Source organism: Rheinheimera sp. A13L (assembly GCF_000217935.1).
In the GTDB taxonomy this organism is placed as follows: domain Bacteria; phylum Pseudomonadota; class Gammaproteobacteria; order Enterobacterales; family Alteromonadaceae; genus Pararheinheimera.
Genome location: NZ_AFHI01000017.1, coordinates 14,633 through 29,598, shown reverse-complemented (window position 1 = coordinate 29,598; position 14,966 = coordinate 14,633). Strand labels below are relative to the sequence as shown.

Below are 14,966 nucleotides of genomic sequence, written 5' to 3'. Positions count from 1 at the left end.
TGCATAACAAATAATAAACTGGATATTGCTGATGAGTTACACCACCTTTAGCCGTACGAATAACGATCAAATGAAAGAGCCAATGTTTTTTGGCAATCCGGTGAACGTATCCCGTTATGATCAACAGAAATATGGCATTTTTGAAAAACTGATTGAAAAGCAGCTGAGCTTTTTCTGGCGCCCTGAAGAGGTGGATGTCAGTAAAGACAGAATCGACTTTCAACAGTTACCTGAACATGAAAAGCATATATTTCTCAGCAATTTAAAATACCAAACTCTGCTGGACTCAGTGCAAGGCCGTTCACCAAATGTCGCCTTGTTACCTATAGTGTCCTTGCCTGAGCTGGAAACCTGGATTGAAACCTGGGCATTCAGTGAAACTATTCACAGCCGCAGTTACACCCATATAGTACGTAATATCACCAACGAACCTCACAAGGTGTTTGACGATATATTACTGAATGAACGTATTGTTGAACGCGCGGATGACGTCACTCGTTACTACGATGATTTAATCAATGCTGTTAGCCTGTATCACTTATGTGGTGTTGGCACTCATGAAGTCAACGGTGAAACTCATACCATCAGCCTGCATGACCTGAAACGTAAGCTATATATCTGTATTTTATCGGTGAACGTGCTGGAGGCTATTCGTTTCTACGTTAGCTTCGCTTGTAGCTTTGCCTTTGCCGAACGTGAATTGATGGAAGGCAATGCCAAGATTATCAAGCTGATTGCCCGCGATGAAGCACTGCATCTAACCGGTACTCAGCATATGCTGAATATTATGGCTGCAGGTGAAGACGACCCTGAAATGGCTATTATTGCCAAAGAATGTGAAGAAGAAGCGTACGCTATATTCCGTAAAGCCGCTGAGCAGGAAAAAGACTGGGCTGAGTTCTTGTTTAAAGATGGTTCAATGATTGGCTTAAACAAAGATATTTTATGCCAGTACGTTGAGTACATTACCAACAACAGAATGCAGGCTGTGGGCTTAAAGCCAATTTTCAGCACCACACAGAACCCTATTCCATGGATCAACGCTTGGTTAGTGTCTGACAATGTACAGGTGGCACCACAGGAATCAGAAATCAGCTCCTATTTAGTGGGTCAAATCGACAACGAAATGGATGGCGCTGACTTCGGTGATTTTGATCTCTGATCTGCGACCACTGACATGGTAAAAGTGGTGGTGAAGGACGTGCTCAGCCTGGAGTTTGGGCCAGAGCAACGCACCCTGCTTGATGCGCTTGAAGCACAAAAACAACAAGTGAATTACCAATGCCGTGAAGGTTATTGTGGCGCTTGTCGTTGTAAATTACTGTCAGGTTCAGTCAGCTACATTAATGAGCCGCTGGCTTTTGTCCGTAAAGGCGAAATTTTGCCTTGCTGCAGTATTCCCATCACAGATATAGAAATAGAATTGCCCTGAGTATCAAAAAATACATCAGGGCAATTTTTTTAGCATCTCAATTCAGCATTAAGACTTTTTAATGCCTTCCACTGTCAGATCCAGATGCACAGTAGCAGATGCCGGGCCAAGGATATTTTTAATGGCAAAGTCTTCTAATTCGATGCTGGTAGTGCCGGCAAAACCTGCACGGTAGCCACCCCATGGATCAGAACCTTCACCCAGCTTGGTGGCTTTGATCACAATTTCTTTGGTCACACCATTTAACGTGAAATTACCTACAACATCAAAATCAGCACCTTCTTTTGGTACTATTTTAGTGCTGACAAAAGTGGCTTTGCCATGTTTGTCCACGTTCAGGAAATCAGGGCTGCGTAAATGTTTGTCGCGCTCAGCATGGTTAGAATCAATACTTTTTGTATCAATTTCTAACTGAATTTTAGAATCTGTTAACTTTGCCGCGTCATAGCTGAATGTACCTTCAAAGGTATTAAAACGACCATATAACCAGCTGTAACCTAAGTGGCTTATTTTAAATTGAATAAATGCGTGCGCACCCTGGGTATCAATTTCGTAGTCTGCGGCTTGCAGTGCTGGTGCTGCCAACATCGATGTCAACAACCCGGCAATTAGTAATTTTTTCATTCCAATCTCCTTTCGTAGTAAAGTCTTAAGGTTTAAGCATTCGTTTTAGCGTGTCGTCTTTATCAAAAAAGTGGTGTTTAAAAGCGGCCATTGCATGCAAAAGAACTAAAGCAATTAAACCGTAAGCTGCAAACTTATGGACCAGGCCAGCTCTATCTGCCTGTTCGGCAAACAATTCACCGGCTGATGGCAAATCAAACCAACCAAATACGTCTATAGGGCGGCCATCCGCAGTAGAAATCAGATAACCGCTACAGATAATCAAAAAGACCAGGCCATATAAAGTCAGATGGGTCAGATGACTGGCGCGCTGTATAGCCTTACTGTGGCTCGTCAAAGGCGCAGCAGTTCCTTTCACAAGGCGAAAGACTAAGCGATACAGCATCAGAGCCAACAACAATACCCCAACACTTTTGTGCCAGAAAGGCGCAGTTTTGTACCAACTGCTGTAGTAGCTTAAATCCACCATCCAAAAGCCTGAGGCGAAAAGTCCAATCACCATCACAGCCACCAGCCAGTGCAATACAATACTGGTCCAGCAGTAGCCTTTATTTTCTGTTGCCATAACTTCCTCTCTTAATAGACATAGCATATCTTTCCAGAAGATGGTTTAAAATACCAAAATTAAGCGCATTTCGTTCTATTTAATAGAAAAGTCATTAAATTAAATGCAAGTGTCGTCTGAACTCAAACGATGGAGACCAGGCAGATATGTTTCGGGGCATAACATGAAAAAAGAGCCGTGAAGGCTCTTTTTAAAGATGAAAGGACTTAGAATTCCACTTTGCCGTCGCGGATGTGTTGTTCACCCCGCTCTTTCGCCAGAGCTATTTGCTTCTGACGTTCGGCAAAAGATGCTTTCTGCTCTTCAGTAATTTTGTCATGGCAATGCGGGCAACTTAAACCTTGCACATAAAGGGGCGATTTCATTTCGTCCTGCGACAACGGCATACGACAAGCGTAGCACTGATCGTAACTGCCTTGTTCCAGACCATGTTTCACCGCAACACGCTGATCAAATACAAAACATTCACCTTGCCACAAACTTTCTGGTTCTGGTACTTCTTCCAGATATTTCAGAATGCCGCCATCCAGGTGGTACACCTCTTCAAAGCCCTGCTCTTTTAGAAAAGCTGTAGATTTTTCACAGCGAATACCACCGGTACAAAACATCGCCACTTTTTTGTGCTTAGTTTTATCCAGATTTTGCTCAGCCCAGTCTGGAAACTCGCGGAAGCTGGTGGTGTTGGGATTGACTGCGTTTTTAAAAGTGCCGATAGCGACTTCGTAATCGTTGCGGGTATCGATAACTATGGTGTCAGGGTCTGAAATCAGCTGATTCCAGGCTTCACCTTTAACATAAGTGCCGACTATATGAGCTGGGTTTATCCCTTCCACGCCCATGGTGACTATCTCTTTTTTCAGTTTCACCTTAGTGCGATAAAACGCCTGTTCATCGGCAAAAGATTCTTTGTAAGACATGCCCTCAAAACGGCTGTCGGCAGCAAACCACTGCAGCATTGCGTCTATGCCTTCACGTGGACCACAAATAGTGCCATTAATACCTTCTTCGGCCAGTAACAAAGTGCCTTTGACTTTGTTCAGTACCAAGTGTTGGTAAAGGTTGTCACGCAAAGCAACATAATCAGGTAAAGCAACGAATTTATATAAAGCAGCAACAACGTACATTTTCTTATTCACCTTCTGCAAAGCCGGACCGTAAATCCGGGGCAAAATTACGGGCGTGCATTATAACGACTGGAAATGAAATGACAAGTTGAGGGCTTTAATGTTGCCATTGTGCCGCTGAGAAGAGTTCAAGTTCGAAGGTATGTTCACCATCTGTGATCAGTAGTTTGTCGTCTTCCCGCCATAGATCCAAATGCATATGGCCTTTGAGCATGGCACAAAACTCCAACTGGTGTTGATGACTCAAACTATGAAAGCGTACGTTTTTAAAATGCTGTTTGTATTGGCTTTTAATCTTTTTCTGCTCAGCCTCATCCAAAAACAAAATAACCTGATCGGCCTGATGGCTGGCACGTTGCATATGTTTTTCACTGAGTAAGTCGACATTGCACCACAACTTAATATGATGAGCATTGTCGCTGACAAATAAGTCCGGGCTTTTGCCTGCGCTTTCTGTTTTGGCCAGTTCAGGGGAGGATTCAAAAAACGACAGATAAGCCAGAATACGACGGGCAAAGTGTTCCGCCAGCTCAGTTTTATAAGGAGCTATATAACAGGTTCGTTTTTGATAAAAATGACTGGCCTCTGACGCATAGTTCAGATCCAGCCGTATCACTTTGCTCATCACTTGCATACAGACACCTCGTTGGTATCGGCAACAACCTCTGTTTAGTGTAGCTGAGATTGAATTGCACCGTAAATCAGATGCATAGCCAGTGCCAGTAATACAGCTCCCATTAACCGGTCAAACCAATAGCCTTTTAGCAGCAAAAAAGCCCTTACTTTTTCGCGAGTTAGGATCACAGATAAAAATGCAAACCAGGCCGCTGTAGCGACGGCCATATAGAGACCATAGATCACTTTGTAAGAAAGTGATGTAACTGGCGAAATAATGACGGCAAACAAGGACAAAAAGAACAAGGTGGCTTTGGGGTTTAAACCATTAGTGACAAAACCTGAAGTAAAAGCTTTGAGCAGTGAAGGAGCATCGGATATAGCTTCAACCTGCTCTTCTGCCTGTTGTGTTGCTGCACCACTACGGATCGCCTGCCAGCCTATATAAGCAAGGTAGGCAGCAGACAGGACACTAAACAGCGTAAACAACCATGGCGTCGTTTTAATCAATAAGCCTAAACCAAGCAGTGAATAACACACGTGCAAAAGGATAGCTGCCCCTATACCCATACTGGCAGAGAGCGCAATAGTACGGCCGTAGCGCACAGCATAACGTAACACTATGGCGAAATCGGGGCCAGGGCTTGCTACCGCCACTAAATGAACTGAAGCGATCAGTAAAAATTCTGGCCAGAACTCCATAGCTTATCCTTTTGATTACTCGAACATTATTATGTCGATATTAAAACATGAGATTTCAGAGTGTCGAAGCTAAATCTTAAATTAATGTTACTTCATCACAAAAGTACTTGCGTCTGAATCGTTAATCCGCAAAAATGTTATAACATCACAACCACTAACTACGGTAATAGGTTTTCCAATGCGCCCTTCTCTTTTTCAACTCACTCCTGTTGCAATGCTGGTTGCTTCTGCATTTTCAGCCCAGGCTGTAGCACAAAACATCACAGTGAACGGCCTTGTGCTGGATAGTGACGGCAAAGCTATAGAACAGGCTCGTGTACATGTGCATGGCCGTCAGCAATATGTTTATGCCGACAAAAACGGCCGCTTTACCATCCAGGCCCCGGTTGACGCCGAACTACATATCTCAGCCAAAGGTTATGGCGATCAGTTTGTTACCTTGTCAAACAACAACGAACTTAAAGTACAACTGCAGTCTGGTGGTGTGGAACGTATTGTGGTCTCAGCTTCCGGCTTGCATCAATACGATTTGGAAATGGCTAATCCTGTTTCTGTCTTATCAGGTGAAGAACTTAGTCGTAAAACAGCACCGACTATAGGTGAAACCTTAAAGTCGATGCCTGGTGTACACAGCAACTATTACGGCCCTGTTGCCTCCAGTCCGATTTTACGTGGTTTGGATGGCCCACGAGTACGAATTTTAAGTAACGGCCTTGATTCTGCAGACGTATCCCGTATTGGCCCGGATCATGCCATCAGTGCTGATGCCATCACCACCGAGCAAATTGAAGTGTTGCGCGGCCCTTCTACTTTGTTGTACGGCAGTGGCGCTGTAGGTGGTGTAGTGAACGTGGTCGACAACAGACTGCCACGGCAGTTGCGTCATGCCAGCACCCAAATTGAAACGCGCTACAGCTCAGGTGCTGATGAAAAAACTGCGGCCATGACTCATGATGGAGGTCAGGAGCAAGTCGCCTGGCACCTGGATGGCTTTAAGCGTAAAACCGATAACTATGATGTGCCGGATTTTATTAATGATGAAGGAGAAAGCTCAGACCAACTGGCAAACTCCTGGATGAATAATTCGGCAGTGAATGGTGGTTTAAGCTGGATTACAGATAAAGGATTGATTGGCTTTTCCATAGGTCATATCGACAGTGAATATGGTATTCCTGGTCATCACCATCATCATGAAGAACACGACGATCACGACGAGCATGATGATGACCACGACCACGATGAACATACAGAAGAAGCTGTGTTTGCCAAAGTGAAGCAAGACAGATATGGCCTGGCTGGCGAGCTGTACAAACCTTTTAATGGTATTGAAACCTTGTCCTTTAGCGGCGCCCTGACCCGCTATCAGCATCACGAGATAGAAGAAGACGCTATCGGCACCACCTTTAAGAATGACAGTTTTGAGAGCCGCTTTACTGCTGAACATGAAACGATAGCAGGCTGGCATGGTGTTTTTGGTTATCACCTGCAACAAAGCGATTATCAGGCTATAGGTGAAGAAGCCTTCACACCAGATACAAAAACTGATTCCCACGCTTTATTTGTGTTGGAGGAGCGCAGTTTTGGCGATTTCACTGCTCAGATAGGCGGCCGTATTGAGCACGTCGATTACAAAGCCACTGGCATTGAATTTGAACATCACCACGATGAAGAAGAAGAGGCTGACGAACACCATGCTGAGGACGTAAAACATGCTTTTACTGCGTCTAGTCTGTCAGCTGGCTTAGTCTGGAACTTCCAGCCTGGTCACAATGCGGCATTATCCATCAGCCGTTCTGAACGGGCGCCAAGCGCTGCCGAGCTGTATTCGAACGGTGCCCATATCGCAACCCGTACCTACGAATTAGGTTTAGCCTACAGCCTGGATCAGGACGGAGAGATTTCAGAGTCTGACATCAAGTTCAAAAAAGAAGTGGCGAACAACATCGATCTGACGTTACGCAAGTATGAGGGTGATTTTACTTTCACTTACAACCTGTTCTACAACAAAGTAAATAACTACCTGTATATGAAAGATTCAGGTTTAACCATGGCCGACCTGCACTCCCATGCTGATGAAGACCATGATCACGACCATGATGACCACGACGATCATGACGAAGAACACGATCATGCTGAAGATGGCGAATTCTCTATCTTCCATTACCAGCAGCAGGACGCCACTTTATATGGTGCAGAGTTCGCTATGGCTTATCAACTGAGCGCAGAACAACAGTTAGAGTTTTTTATTGACTCAGTGCGGGCAAAGCTTGATAACGGCGGTGATTTACCCCGTATCCCACCAGTGAAAGTAGGCACAGGTTACAGCTATTCAGCAGAGGACTGGTCAGCCAATATAGACTGGACTCATTACATGAAACAAAACCGTGTTGCTGCAAGTGAAAGTGCAACAGGCTCTTATCAAATTCTCGACTTGGGCTTTAGTTACTACTTTAATTTAAATGATCTGGATCTGACTGCTTTTGCCAAAGTGAACAATCTGACGGATGAACTGGGTTTTGTGCATAGTTCCTTTATCAAGGAAGATGCTCCTCTGCCAGGTCGTTCTTTCACTTTAGGTGTAAAAGCCCGCTTCTGATTTCATAGTTTAAAACACAAAATGCACAAGGCCCCGATTATCGGGGCCTTGTTATCTGAATTCGTTGGTTATTGACCTCTGGCAAACAAGCCAGTCCCTTTGTCTTCCATCGCTTCCCGGTACCCTCCGAGCCATTGCGACCTGGTGTCTAAATTCTGATAAGGACAAATCTCTTTTGAGCGACCTGTGACAGCGGCGCGATAACCTTGAGCATGAGCACGTTCTAAACGATCTCTTTTCTGTCTTTTCATAAGGCAATCTTCCTCGATCTGATAAATAAGCAAACAACTTACGTTGCACCTTAATAGATAGTCGAGATGCCAAAAAGGTTCCACTAATAAACTTGGCCTCCCCCTATTGACATTAACTAAGAACCTGAAGTTATTTAAGATTTGATGACAAAATAATTTATTTTTTTTGAATTGCTGGGGTAACTATTTACTCACATCGCTCATGATGTCCACTTTCGGTGGCTGAAGCTGTGAATAACAGTGATCCTGCAGCCATCAACCTTTCCAAAACCAGCACGGGAAATGGCCGAAAATAGAAGTACGATGATATCAGATAAAACAAACCCGCTTTCGCGGGTTTGTTTTTAACAATGCTTAGTCATTATCAACTAGCTTAAGCGTCTTCTTAGCAACAGCAGTGGTAACAACAGCAAACTAAACCAAGTGGATGAACCGCCTTGACGCTCATAGGTCTCGTCGTCTTCTATCTGACAGCTTTCTATAGTGCCGTTGGGAACAGGCATCAGTTTTACAGCTCTGGATACGTTCTCCATCACTGGATTACCTGCGCTGTCTTTTACCACATCCCCTTTGACATCACGTTGTTCAACAGAAACCACAGCATTGGCAATGATTTCATTATTATTGTTGATATCTTTAGCTTCAACCAAAGTAAAAGCTGAATCACAAGGCAACAAGGTATTTAAATCAGTGAAACTGTCGTTTTCGATATCATACAAAAAGGCTACCTTACGTCTTGTTGTACCATCAGTAGGTAAAATATCCGCAGAACCTACCACCATGTTATTTTCGTTAATAGCCATAGGGTTGGTATCAGAGCTATTAAAAAAACCATTGGGGTAAGTTAGTGTTTTTGTATTGTAATCAAATACAAACAACCTGTTGGTTGGTAAGCCATTAAAGGTGGTGCTTGCAGAACCGACAATAATATTTTGATTATTAATATCAGTTGCCAAGCTCGAGTTCCATTCCACCGGGTCTATAACTTCTGACACTTCACCTTCATGAAAGACTGTGGCGTGTCTGGTGCTGACCCTGCGCTCCTCATCGGTATAACTAGAGTAGCCAACAGCTACACCATCATCGTTGACAGACAAAGCCCGGCTAACGTAAAAATTTTCTGCCGTATTTTCTATAATTGGCCCTAAAACCCCATATTGGACAGGTGCTGAAATTTGCCCGGCCTCGTTCATTTTCCAGACTAAAGCTCGTTCTATATAACCCGCTTTATATTGGTCATAACAAAGGCTAACAGGTCTGGTTTTTCCGGTGCAAACGGTTTCAATAGTCTCTTCGGTGCTTTCCATCATGGAAACACTACCTGAGCCAGCTATATAGTTGTCTTCGCTTATTTTTATAGCCGAAGAAAAACCGCCACCGAAGTTTTCATAAGGAATAGGTAATGCAGTGACGCTATTGCCGTTTACTACATAAGACTTTAAGTAAGCAGGCTCAGGCAACCACAAGTTTACGGTCTCTGGAGAAGGCTCATCTTCTGTGGCTTCCGGTGTAAAACTTTGCTGGGTGAATGTCGCTGTCGAGACACCAATGGCATTACCACTATTATTGATATCGTAGAGGTATTCCCTGCTGGTTGGTGTTGTTGCTTGTTCGCGGATTTTCACCTGCTCACCAGTGACCAAATCAAACGCCATGACATCTGTATATCGTTGAATTTCGTAGTTATCGATATTAGCGCCCAAATAATTGATTAAAACAGCCTGCGAAGACGCGCTGATATTACCCTGTTTGATTTGTTCTATTTGTTCGGCCGTTAAGGCTGCAACCAAACTGGCATTTTCAAAATCAATAGCGCTGATATCGACAGGGAAATTGTAGATAAATGACCCAGAACCTACAGCATCACCATTGTCATTCAACGCAGCGCCAAACTGTGAGCGGACTGTGTTGATCTCTGCCAGCTCCTGAACCTGATAAACAGCGGCATAAGCTGAGCTGGCGGCCAGGCCGGGTAATAAGGCTAATACTACGGGCGATAATCTCATTCAGGTCCCCTGTTACTGCTGATTTAATGCTTCTAATTGTTCCCAACGCTCATAGGCGTGCGCGAGCTTCGACTCGGCATCATGCAATTGGTTCAACGCTTTTTGGGTGTAATCGGCATTTTGCCGGAAAAATTGTGGATCATTGACTTGCTGCTGCAAGGCACTTAATTCTGCATCAAGTGTCTCGATTAAAGCGGGCAATAGTTCCAGTTCTCGTTTCTCTTTGTATGATAACTTCTTACTGCTTGTGGATGAAAGCTCAACAGGCTTTTCTTCGACAGGTTTTACACTTTTTTGCACTGTTTCAACAGCTTTTACATTATTTTGCTGCCGTTTTTGGTAGGCAACCACGTCTTCATAGTCACCCGCTATGTCCACCACCTTGCCCTGACCGGCGAAATACAGCGAACTGGTGACTGTATTATTAACGAATTCTCGGTCGTGGCTGACCAGAAGCACAGTGCCTTGATACTGCTGCAGAATATCCTCTAACAGCTCAAGCGTCTCTACATCCAGATCGTTGGTCGGCTCATCGAGGATCAGTAAGTTACTTGGTTTAGCGAATAAACGCGCCAGCAATAGGCGATTTTTCTCGCCACCTGACAAAGCCCGAACCGGTGTTCTGGCGCGAGCCGGTGCAAATAAGAAGTCCTGCAGGTAGCTCAGTACATGACGGGTTTGGCCGTTTTGGATAATTTCCTGCTTACCATCAGCGACGTTATCCTGCACCGTGGCATTTAAATCCAATTGAATACGGTGCTGGTCAAAATAGGCCACTTCAAGATTAGTACCGCGTTTAATCTCACCGCTGTCGGCATTGTATTCGCCAAGCAACGTTTTGATTAAAGTCGATTTACCCACACCGTTTGGCCCGACCAAAGCAATACGATCACCACGCATCACTAAAATGTTGATGTCTTTAAGGACGGTTTCGCCTTTAAAGCTGACGTTGACATCTTTAGTCTCAAACACCAGTTTGCCGGATTTTTGCGACTGCTCAATGGCAAATTCAACCTTGCCCATTTGTTCAACCCGGGCCGCGCGTTCATTACGCAGTTCTTTTAACGCCCGAACACGGCCTTCGTTACGGGTACGACGGGCTTTAATGCCTTGGCGGATCCACACTTCTTCTTCTGCCAGTTTTCTGTCAAACAAGGCATTATGTTGCTGCTCAACTTCCAGCAGTTTTTGCTTACGCTCAAGGTACTCGGCGTAGTTACCTGGATGCGAAGTCAGTTCACCACGGTCCAAATCGATAATGCGGCTGGCCAAGGCCCGGATAAAGGCCCTGTCGTGCGAGATAAAAATAATGGCGCCTTTGAAGTTCATAAAGAACTGCTCAAGCCATTGGATAGCGGCCACATCTAAGTGGTTCGTCGGTTCATCCAGCAGTAATACGGTAGGCTGTGACACCAGAGCTTTTGCCAAAGCAGCTTTACGTAACCAACCCCCTGATAAGGAAGCCAAAGTGGTATTTGGGTCCATTTCAAACTGCAAACACAGCTCTTCAATACGGCTTTCTAACTGCCAGCCATGACGGGTATCGAGTTCGGCCTGCAAGGTGCCAAATTCACGTTGTTCAGCTTCGGTCGCGTCAGAGAAATGATCGGCCAGATGATAAAAACGCTGCAGTTTTTCCGCTAAATCACCCGCGCCTTCACGAATAAAATCAGCCACTTTAATATCAACACGAGCTGGAGGGTCTTGCTCTAAGCGGCTGATAATTAGATTATTCTGCCGGACGACCTGGCCATCATCCAGATTTTGATGACCGGTCAATATTTTTAAGAAGGAGGATTTACCAGCCCCGTTGCGACCAACCAAACAGACGCGTTCGCCAGCAAATAAACTGAAATCCACTTTATCTAAAATGGGGTGTGTACCAAAAGCAAGGCTGGCTTGCTGAAAACGTAATAATTCCACTCTTTATAATCCTGACGACTGCTGACGCAGCAGTTGTTGTATCTGTTCAAGTTCAAAGGGCCAGAACAGTTCCTGTTCATTCACTTTTAACACCGGAATATGCACACGATAGCGCTCAAAAGCCGCCGGTTCGTCCACTATATCTATAATTTCAACAGCACCTGCGACACCAGCCTGCAGCAGAAGCTGCTCAGCCTGTTCGCACAAATGGCAACCCCAGGTGCTGTAAAGCCGCATGATCATGAAAACTTACTCTTCAACCCGCTTGAATAGCTCAAAGCAGACGTGAATATTGGGGTTACGTTTAAAGTCTTCCGGTAAACTCTGGGCTGAAATATCTTTGATGATCCACCCCGCTTCTTCCAGCTCTGCTTTGTCGATTTTAAAGCGTCTTTTATTGTTGGAAAATATCACTTTGCCATTAGGCGCCAGACAACGCCCTACCATAGTCAGTAACTTAACGTGGTCACGTTGCACATCCCAGGTATCTTCCATCCGTTTCGAATTCGAAAAGGTCGGCGGGTCAACAAAGATTAAATCAAACTGGTTTTTACAGCCTTTCAGCCAATCCAGACAGTTATCCTGCACAAACTGATAGGCTTTGCCATCCAGACCATTAATAAGGAAATTGCGTTTTGCCCAGTCCAGATAGGTATTTGACATATCCACTGTAGTGACTGACAAAGCGCCACCTAAAGCGGCATGCACAGAAGCAGTCCCAGTGTAGGCAAATAAATTCAATACTTTTTTGCCTTTCGCTTGCTGTTGAATCGCTAAACGAGTAACGCGGTGATCTAAAAACAAACCGGTATCCAGATAATCACGCAGGTTCACTAAAAACTTAGCGCCATATTCTGTCACTTGTTTGTACTGACCGGCTTTGGCCAGCGCCTGGTATTGATCTTTACCTTTTTGTTTTTCACGAACTTTCAGCACCAGTTTGTCGCTACTGATACCCAGCACTTTAGGCACCAGATTTACCACATCAAATAAACGTTTTTGCGCAATTTGTTCATCAACATTAGAAGGTGCGGCGTATTCATGGATCACCACTTCGCCGTCATACCAGTCGACTGCGACGTTGTATTCAGGAATATCGGCGTCGTACATACGATAACAGCTAATGTTTTCGCGTTTAGCCCACTTCTCCAGCTGCTTGACGTTTTTCTTCAGACGATTGCCAAAAGATTCACTTTCCGCATAAAACAAAGCGGCACTTTGACTGTTGGCATTGACCTGCACTTGCTGTTCGGTCAAATCAAACATGGTAAATTCACAGTCTAAAGGACCGTTAGTGAACTTATAGCTTTTGGCTTTTGATAACTTCAGTGCACGCAATAAATCCGGGCTTGAAGTGATAATGGCTAAACGCCAGCCCTGATAGTGTTTTTTCAGGCCTAAAGAGAATTCAGCATAAATAGGAATAAGGCTTGGCAAATCACCTAAACGCTCACCGTATGGCGGGTTGGTAATAATAACGCCTTTGCCTTCACACACGGCCGACTGAATTTGTGTCGCATCCTGGGTTATAAATTCAATAAAATCAGCCACACCAGCTCGGGCGGCGTTCTGACGGGCTTTTTGTAAGGTGCGCTCATCAGTATCGCTACCGACAAAAGTAACACCTTCAGCTATAGCCTGACGTGATCCTAAAGCTTCTGCGCGCAGCTGCTGCCAGAGTTCAGGCTGGTGATCGCCCCATTGTTCAAACGCAAACTTCTCCCGCTTTAAACCTGGGGCCAACTGACGGGCCATCAGCACTGCTTCTATTAATAAAGTACCGCTACCACAAAATGGGTCATATAAAGGCTGATCAGCCTTCCAGCCAGAGCGCAATAATAAAGCCGCTGCTAAATGTTCTTTTAAAGGCGCTTCGCCCTGCTCTTTACGATAACCACGCTGATGCAACGAAGGGCCAGAGAAATCCTGGAAGAAATGGAAAAACTGACGTTCTAAACGCACCTGAAAGCGTACGTCCGGATCCAGACGATCCACATTAGGGCGCGCATCGTAACGCTCGCGGAACTGATCCACTATGGCATCTTTCACGCGCATGCCACCAAATTGGGTATTGTCTATGGTGGGGTGTTTGCCGACACATTCAACCGCAAAGCTTTGTTCCATCCGCATTAAGGAAGGCCAGTTAATACGCATGGCAACCTGATACAAGTCGGAATTGGCATCAATTTCGATGGATTGTTCCAGGCGCATAATACGGGTCGCCAGACGCGACCATAAGCACAGCTGATACGCATCTTTAAGCTCTGCTTTAAAGCGAACCACGCCCATGCCTAATTTAATGATTTCGCCTTGATAACGACGGATTTCGTCCGCCAACAGCTCTTCAACACCTTTAGATGTTAAGGCCCAGAATTCCAACATATGATCTGCCCTGCAATAAAATGGCGCACATTATAACAGAAGCGCTTTCGAAAGCATTGGGATGTTTTTCAGCTCAGAAACAAAGATTTGCGTTGCTGCTACATCAGAAACAGCCACTATCGCCTACTTAAAGACCTATGCGTTTAATAATTGCGCAGTCAGTTCGCTTCTTTGGAATTTACTGATATTAAGCCTTGCGCTGCTATGTCAAAAGCTCTACTATGCGCCCCGCAAACACGGACGCGGGATGGAGCAGCCTGGTAGCTCGTCGGGCTCATAACCCGAAGGTCGTCGGTTCAAATCCGGCTCCCGCAACCAATTCGTGATAGGCGTTGTAAAGTAAATTAGCCCTTGGGCTCCTCTTTATAACGCCGTGGCGAAGGGCGTCGGTTCAAATCCGGCTCCCGCAACCAATTCGTGATTGCATTATAAGACTTAACATACACTGCTCGATGTTAAGATACGGACGCGGGATGGAGCAGCCTGGTAGCTCGTCGGGCTCATAACCCGAAGGTCGTCGGTTCAAATCCGGCTCCCGCAACCAACTTAAGTTTTCTTAAGTAATGTAAAAAAGTAGTACCCCACTTAACACACTCTGCTCGGTGTTAAGATACTGACGCGGGATGGAGCAGCCTGGTAGCTCGTCGGGCTCATAACCCGAAGGTCGTCGGTTCAAATCCGGCTCCCGCAACCAACTTTAAGACCGACTTCATAGTCGGTTTTTTTGTGTCTGAAATTCAGAGATT

Annotated in this window: 13 protein-coding genes and 3 tRNA genes; 6 read left to right on the top strand and 10 right to left on the bottom strand. The window is 45.0% G+C overall.

Features of this window, described 5'->3' with window-relative positions; translation table 11 throughout:
* Positions 1-31 precede the first annotated feature (31 nt).
* Together nrdB and yfaE are read left to right on the top strand one after the other, a co-directional pair.
* Positions 32-1,162: a class Ia ribonucleoside-diphosphate reductase subunit beta gene (gene nrdB / locus RHEIN_RS10770; protein WP_008899002.1), complete on the top strand. Its 1,131-nt coding sequence runs from the start codon at positions 32-34 to the stop codon at positions 1,160-1,162.
* Between the two features lie 15 nt (positions 1,163-1,177).
* A complete protein-coding gene (gene yfaE / locus RHEIN_RS10765) occupies positions 1,178-1,432 on the top strand; it encodes a class I ribonucleotide reductase maintenance protein YfaE (RefSeq protein ID WP_008899001.1) in 255 nt (84 codons plus the stop codon).
* A 48-nt stretch (positions 1,433-1,480) separates the two neighbouring features.
* Here yfaE and RHEIN_RS10760 read toward each other — a convergent pair whose 3' ends face one another.
* From RHEIN_RS10760 to RHEIN_RS10740, 5 genes are all read right to left on the bottom strand, one after another.
* A complete protein-coding gene (locus RHEIN_RS10760) occupies positions 1,481-2,056 on the bottom strand; it encodes a YceI family protein (protein ID WP_008899000.1) in 576 nt (191 codons plus the stop codon).
* A gap of 25 nt (positions 2,057-2,081) precedes the next feature.
* A complete protein-coding gene (locus tag RHEIN_RS10755; RefSeq protein ID WP_008898999.1) occupies positions 2,082-2,621 on the bottom strand; it encodes a cytochrome b in 540 nt (179 codons plus the stop codon).
* A gap of 206 nt (positions 2,622-2,827) precedes the next feature.
* The gene (gene trhO / locus RHEIN_RS10750; protein WP_008898998.1) at positions 2,828-3,745 is read right to left on the bottom strand and encodes an oxygen-dependent tRNA uridine(34) hydroxylase TrhO; all 918 of its coding nucleotides are present in this window, start codon (positions 3,743-3,745) and stop codon (positions 2,828-2,830) included.
* Positions 3,746-3,842: 97 nt separating this feature from the next.
* Positions 3,843-4,379, bottom strand: coding sequence for a YaeQ family protein (locus RHEIN_RS10745; protein WP_008898997.1), 537 nt, complete (start codon positions 4,377-4,379; stop codon positions 3,843-3,845).
* Positions 4,380-4,414: 35 nt separating this feature from the next.
* A complete protein-coding gene (locus tag RHEIN_RS10740) occupies positions 4,415-5,062 on the bottom strand; it encodes a LysE family translocator (RefSeq protein ID WP_008898996.1) in 648 nt (215 codons plus the stop codon).
* Between the two features lie 178 nt (positions 5,063-5,240).
* On the opposite strand from RHEIN_RS10740, the gene RHEIN_RS10735 reads away from it, so the two are divergent.
* Positions 5,241-7,658: a TonB-dependent receptor domain-containing protein gene (locus tag RHEIN_RS10735; RefSeq protein WP_008898995.1), complete on the top strand. Its 2,418-nt coding sequence runs from the start codon at positions 5,241-5,243 to the stop codon at positions 7,656-7,658.
* Between the two features lie 68 nt (positions 7,659-7,726).
* On the opposite strand, the gene rmf is transcribed toward RHEIN_RS10735, so the two are convergent.
* The 5 genes from rmf to rlmKL form a co-directional block, all read right to left on the bottom strand.
* Positions 7,727-7,909, bottom strand: coding sequence for a ribosome modulation factor (rmf, locus tag RHEIN_RS10730; RefSeq protein ID WP_008898994.1), 183 nt, complete (start codon positions 7,907-7,909; stop codon positions 7,727-7,729).
* Between the two features lie 368 nt (positions 7,910-8,277).
* The gene (locus RHEIN_RS10725; protein WP_008898993.1) at positions 8,278-9,915 is read right to left on the bottom strand and encodes a DUF3466 family protein; all 1,638 of its coding nucleotides are present in this window, start codon (positions 9,913-9,915) and stop codon (positions 8,278-8,280) included.
* Between the two features lie 12 nt (positions 9,916-9,927).
* On the bottom strand, positions 9,928-11,838 hold the full coding sequence (gene uup / locus RHEIN_RS10720; RefSeq protein ID WP_008898992.1) for an ATP-binding cassette ATPase Uup: 1,911 nt from the start codon (positions 11,836-11,838) through the stop codon (positions 9,928-9,930).
* 3 nt (positions 11,839-11,841) lie between these two features.
* On the bottom strand, positions 11,842-12,081 hold the full coding sequence (locus RHEIN_RS10715; RefSeq protein WP_008898991.1) for a glutaredoxin family protein: 240 nt from the start codon (positions 12,079-12,081) through the stop codon (positions 11,842-11,844).
* A gap of 6 nt (positions 12,082-12,087) precedes the next feature.
* Positions 12,088-14,220, bottom strand: coding sequence for a bifunctional 23S rRNA (guanine(2069)-N(7))-methyltransferase RlmK/23S rRNA (guanine(2445)-N(2))-methyltransferase RlmL (gene rlmKL / locus RHEIN_RS10710; protein WP_008898990.1), 2,133 nt, complete (start codon positions 14,218-14,220; stop codon positions 12,088-12,090).
* 241 nt (positions 14,221-14,461) lie between these two features.
* On the opposite strand from rlmKL, the gene RHEIN_RS10705 reads away from it, so the two are divergent.
* The 3 genes from RHEIN_RS10705 (at position 14,462) to RHEIN_RS10695 (ending at position 14,914) form a co-directional block, all read left to right on the top strand.
* Positions 14,462-14,538 (top strand) — tRNA-Met (locus RHEIN_RS10705).
* A 149-nt stretch (positions 14,539-14,687) separates the two neighbouring features.
* Positions 14,688-14,764: transfer RNA gene (locus RHEIN_RS10700), tRNA-Met, on the top strand.
* 73 nt (positions 14,765-14,837) lie between these two features.
* Positions 14,838-14,914 (top strand) — tRNA-Met (locus tag RHEIN_RS10695).
* Positions 14,915-14,966 lie beyond the last annotated feature (52 nt).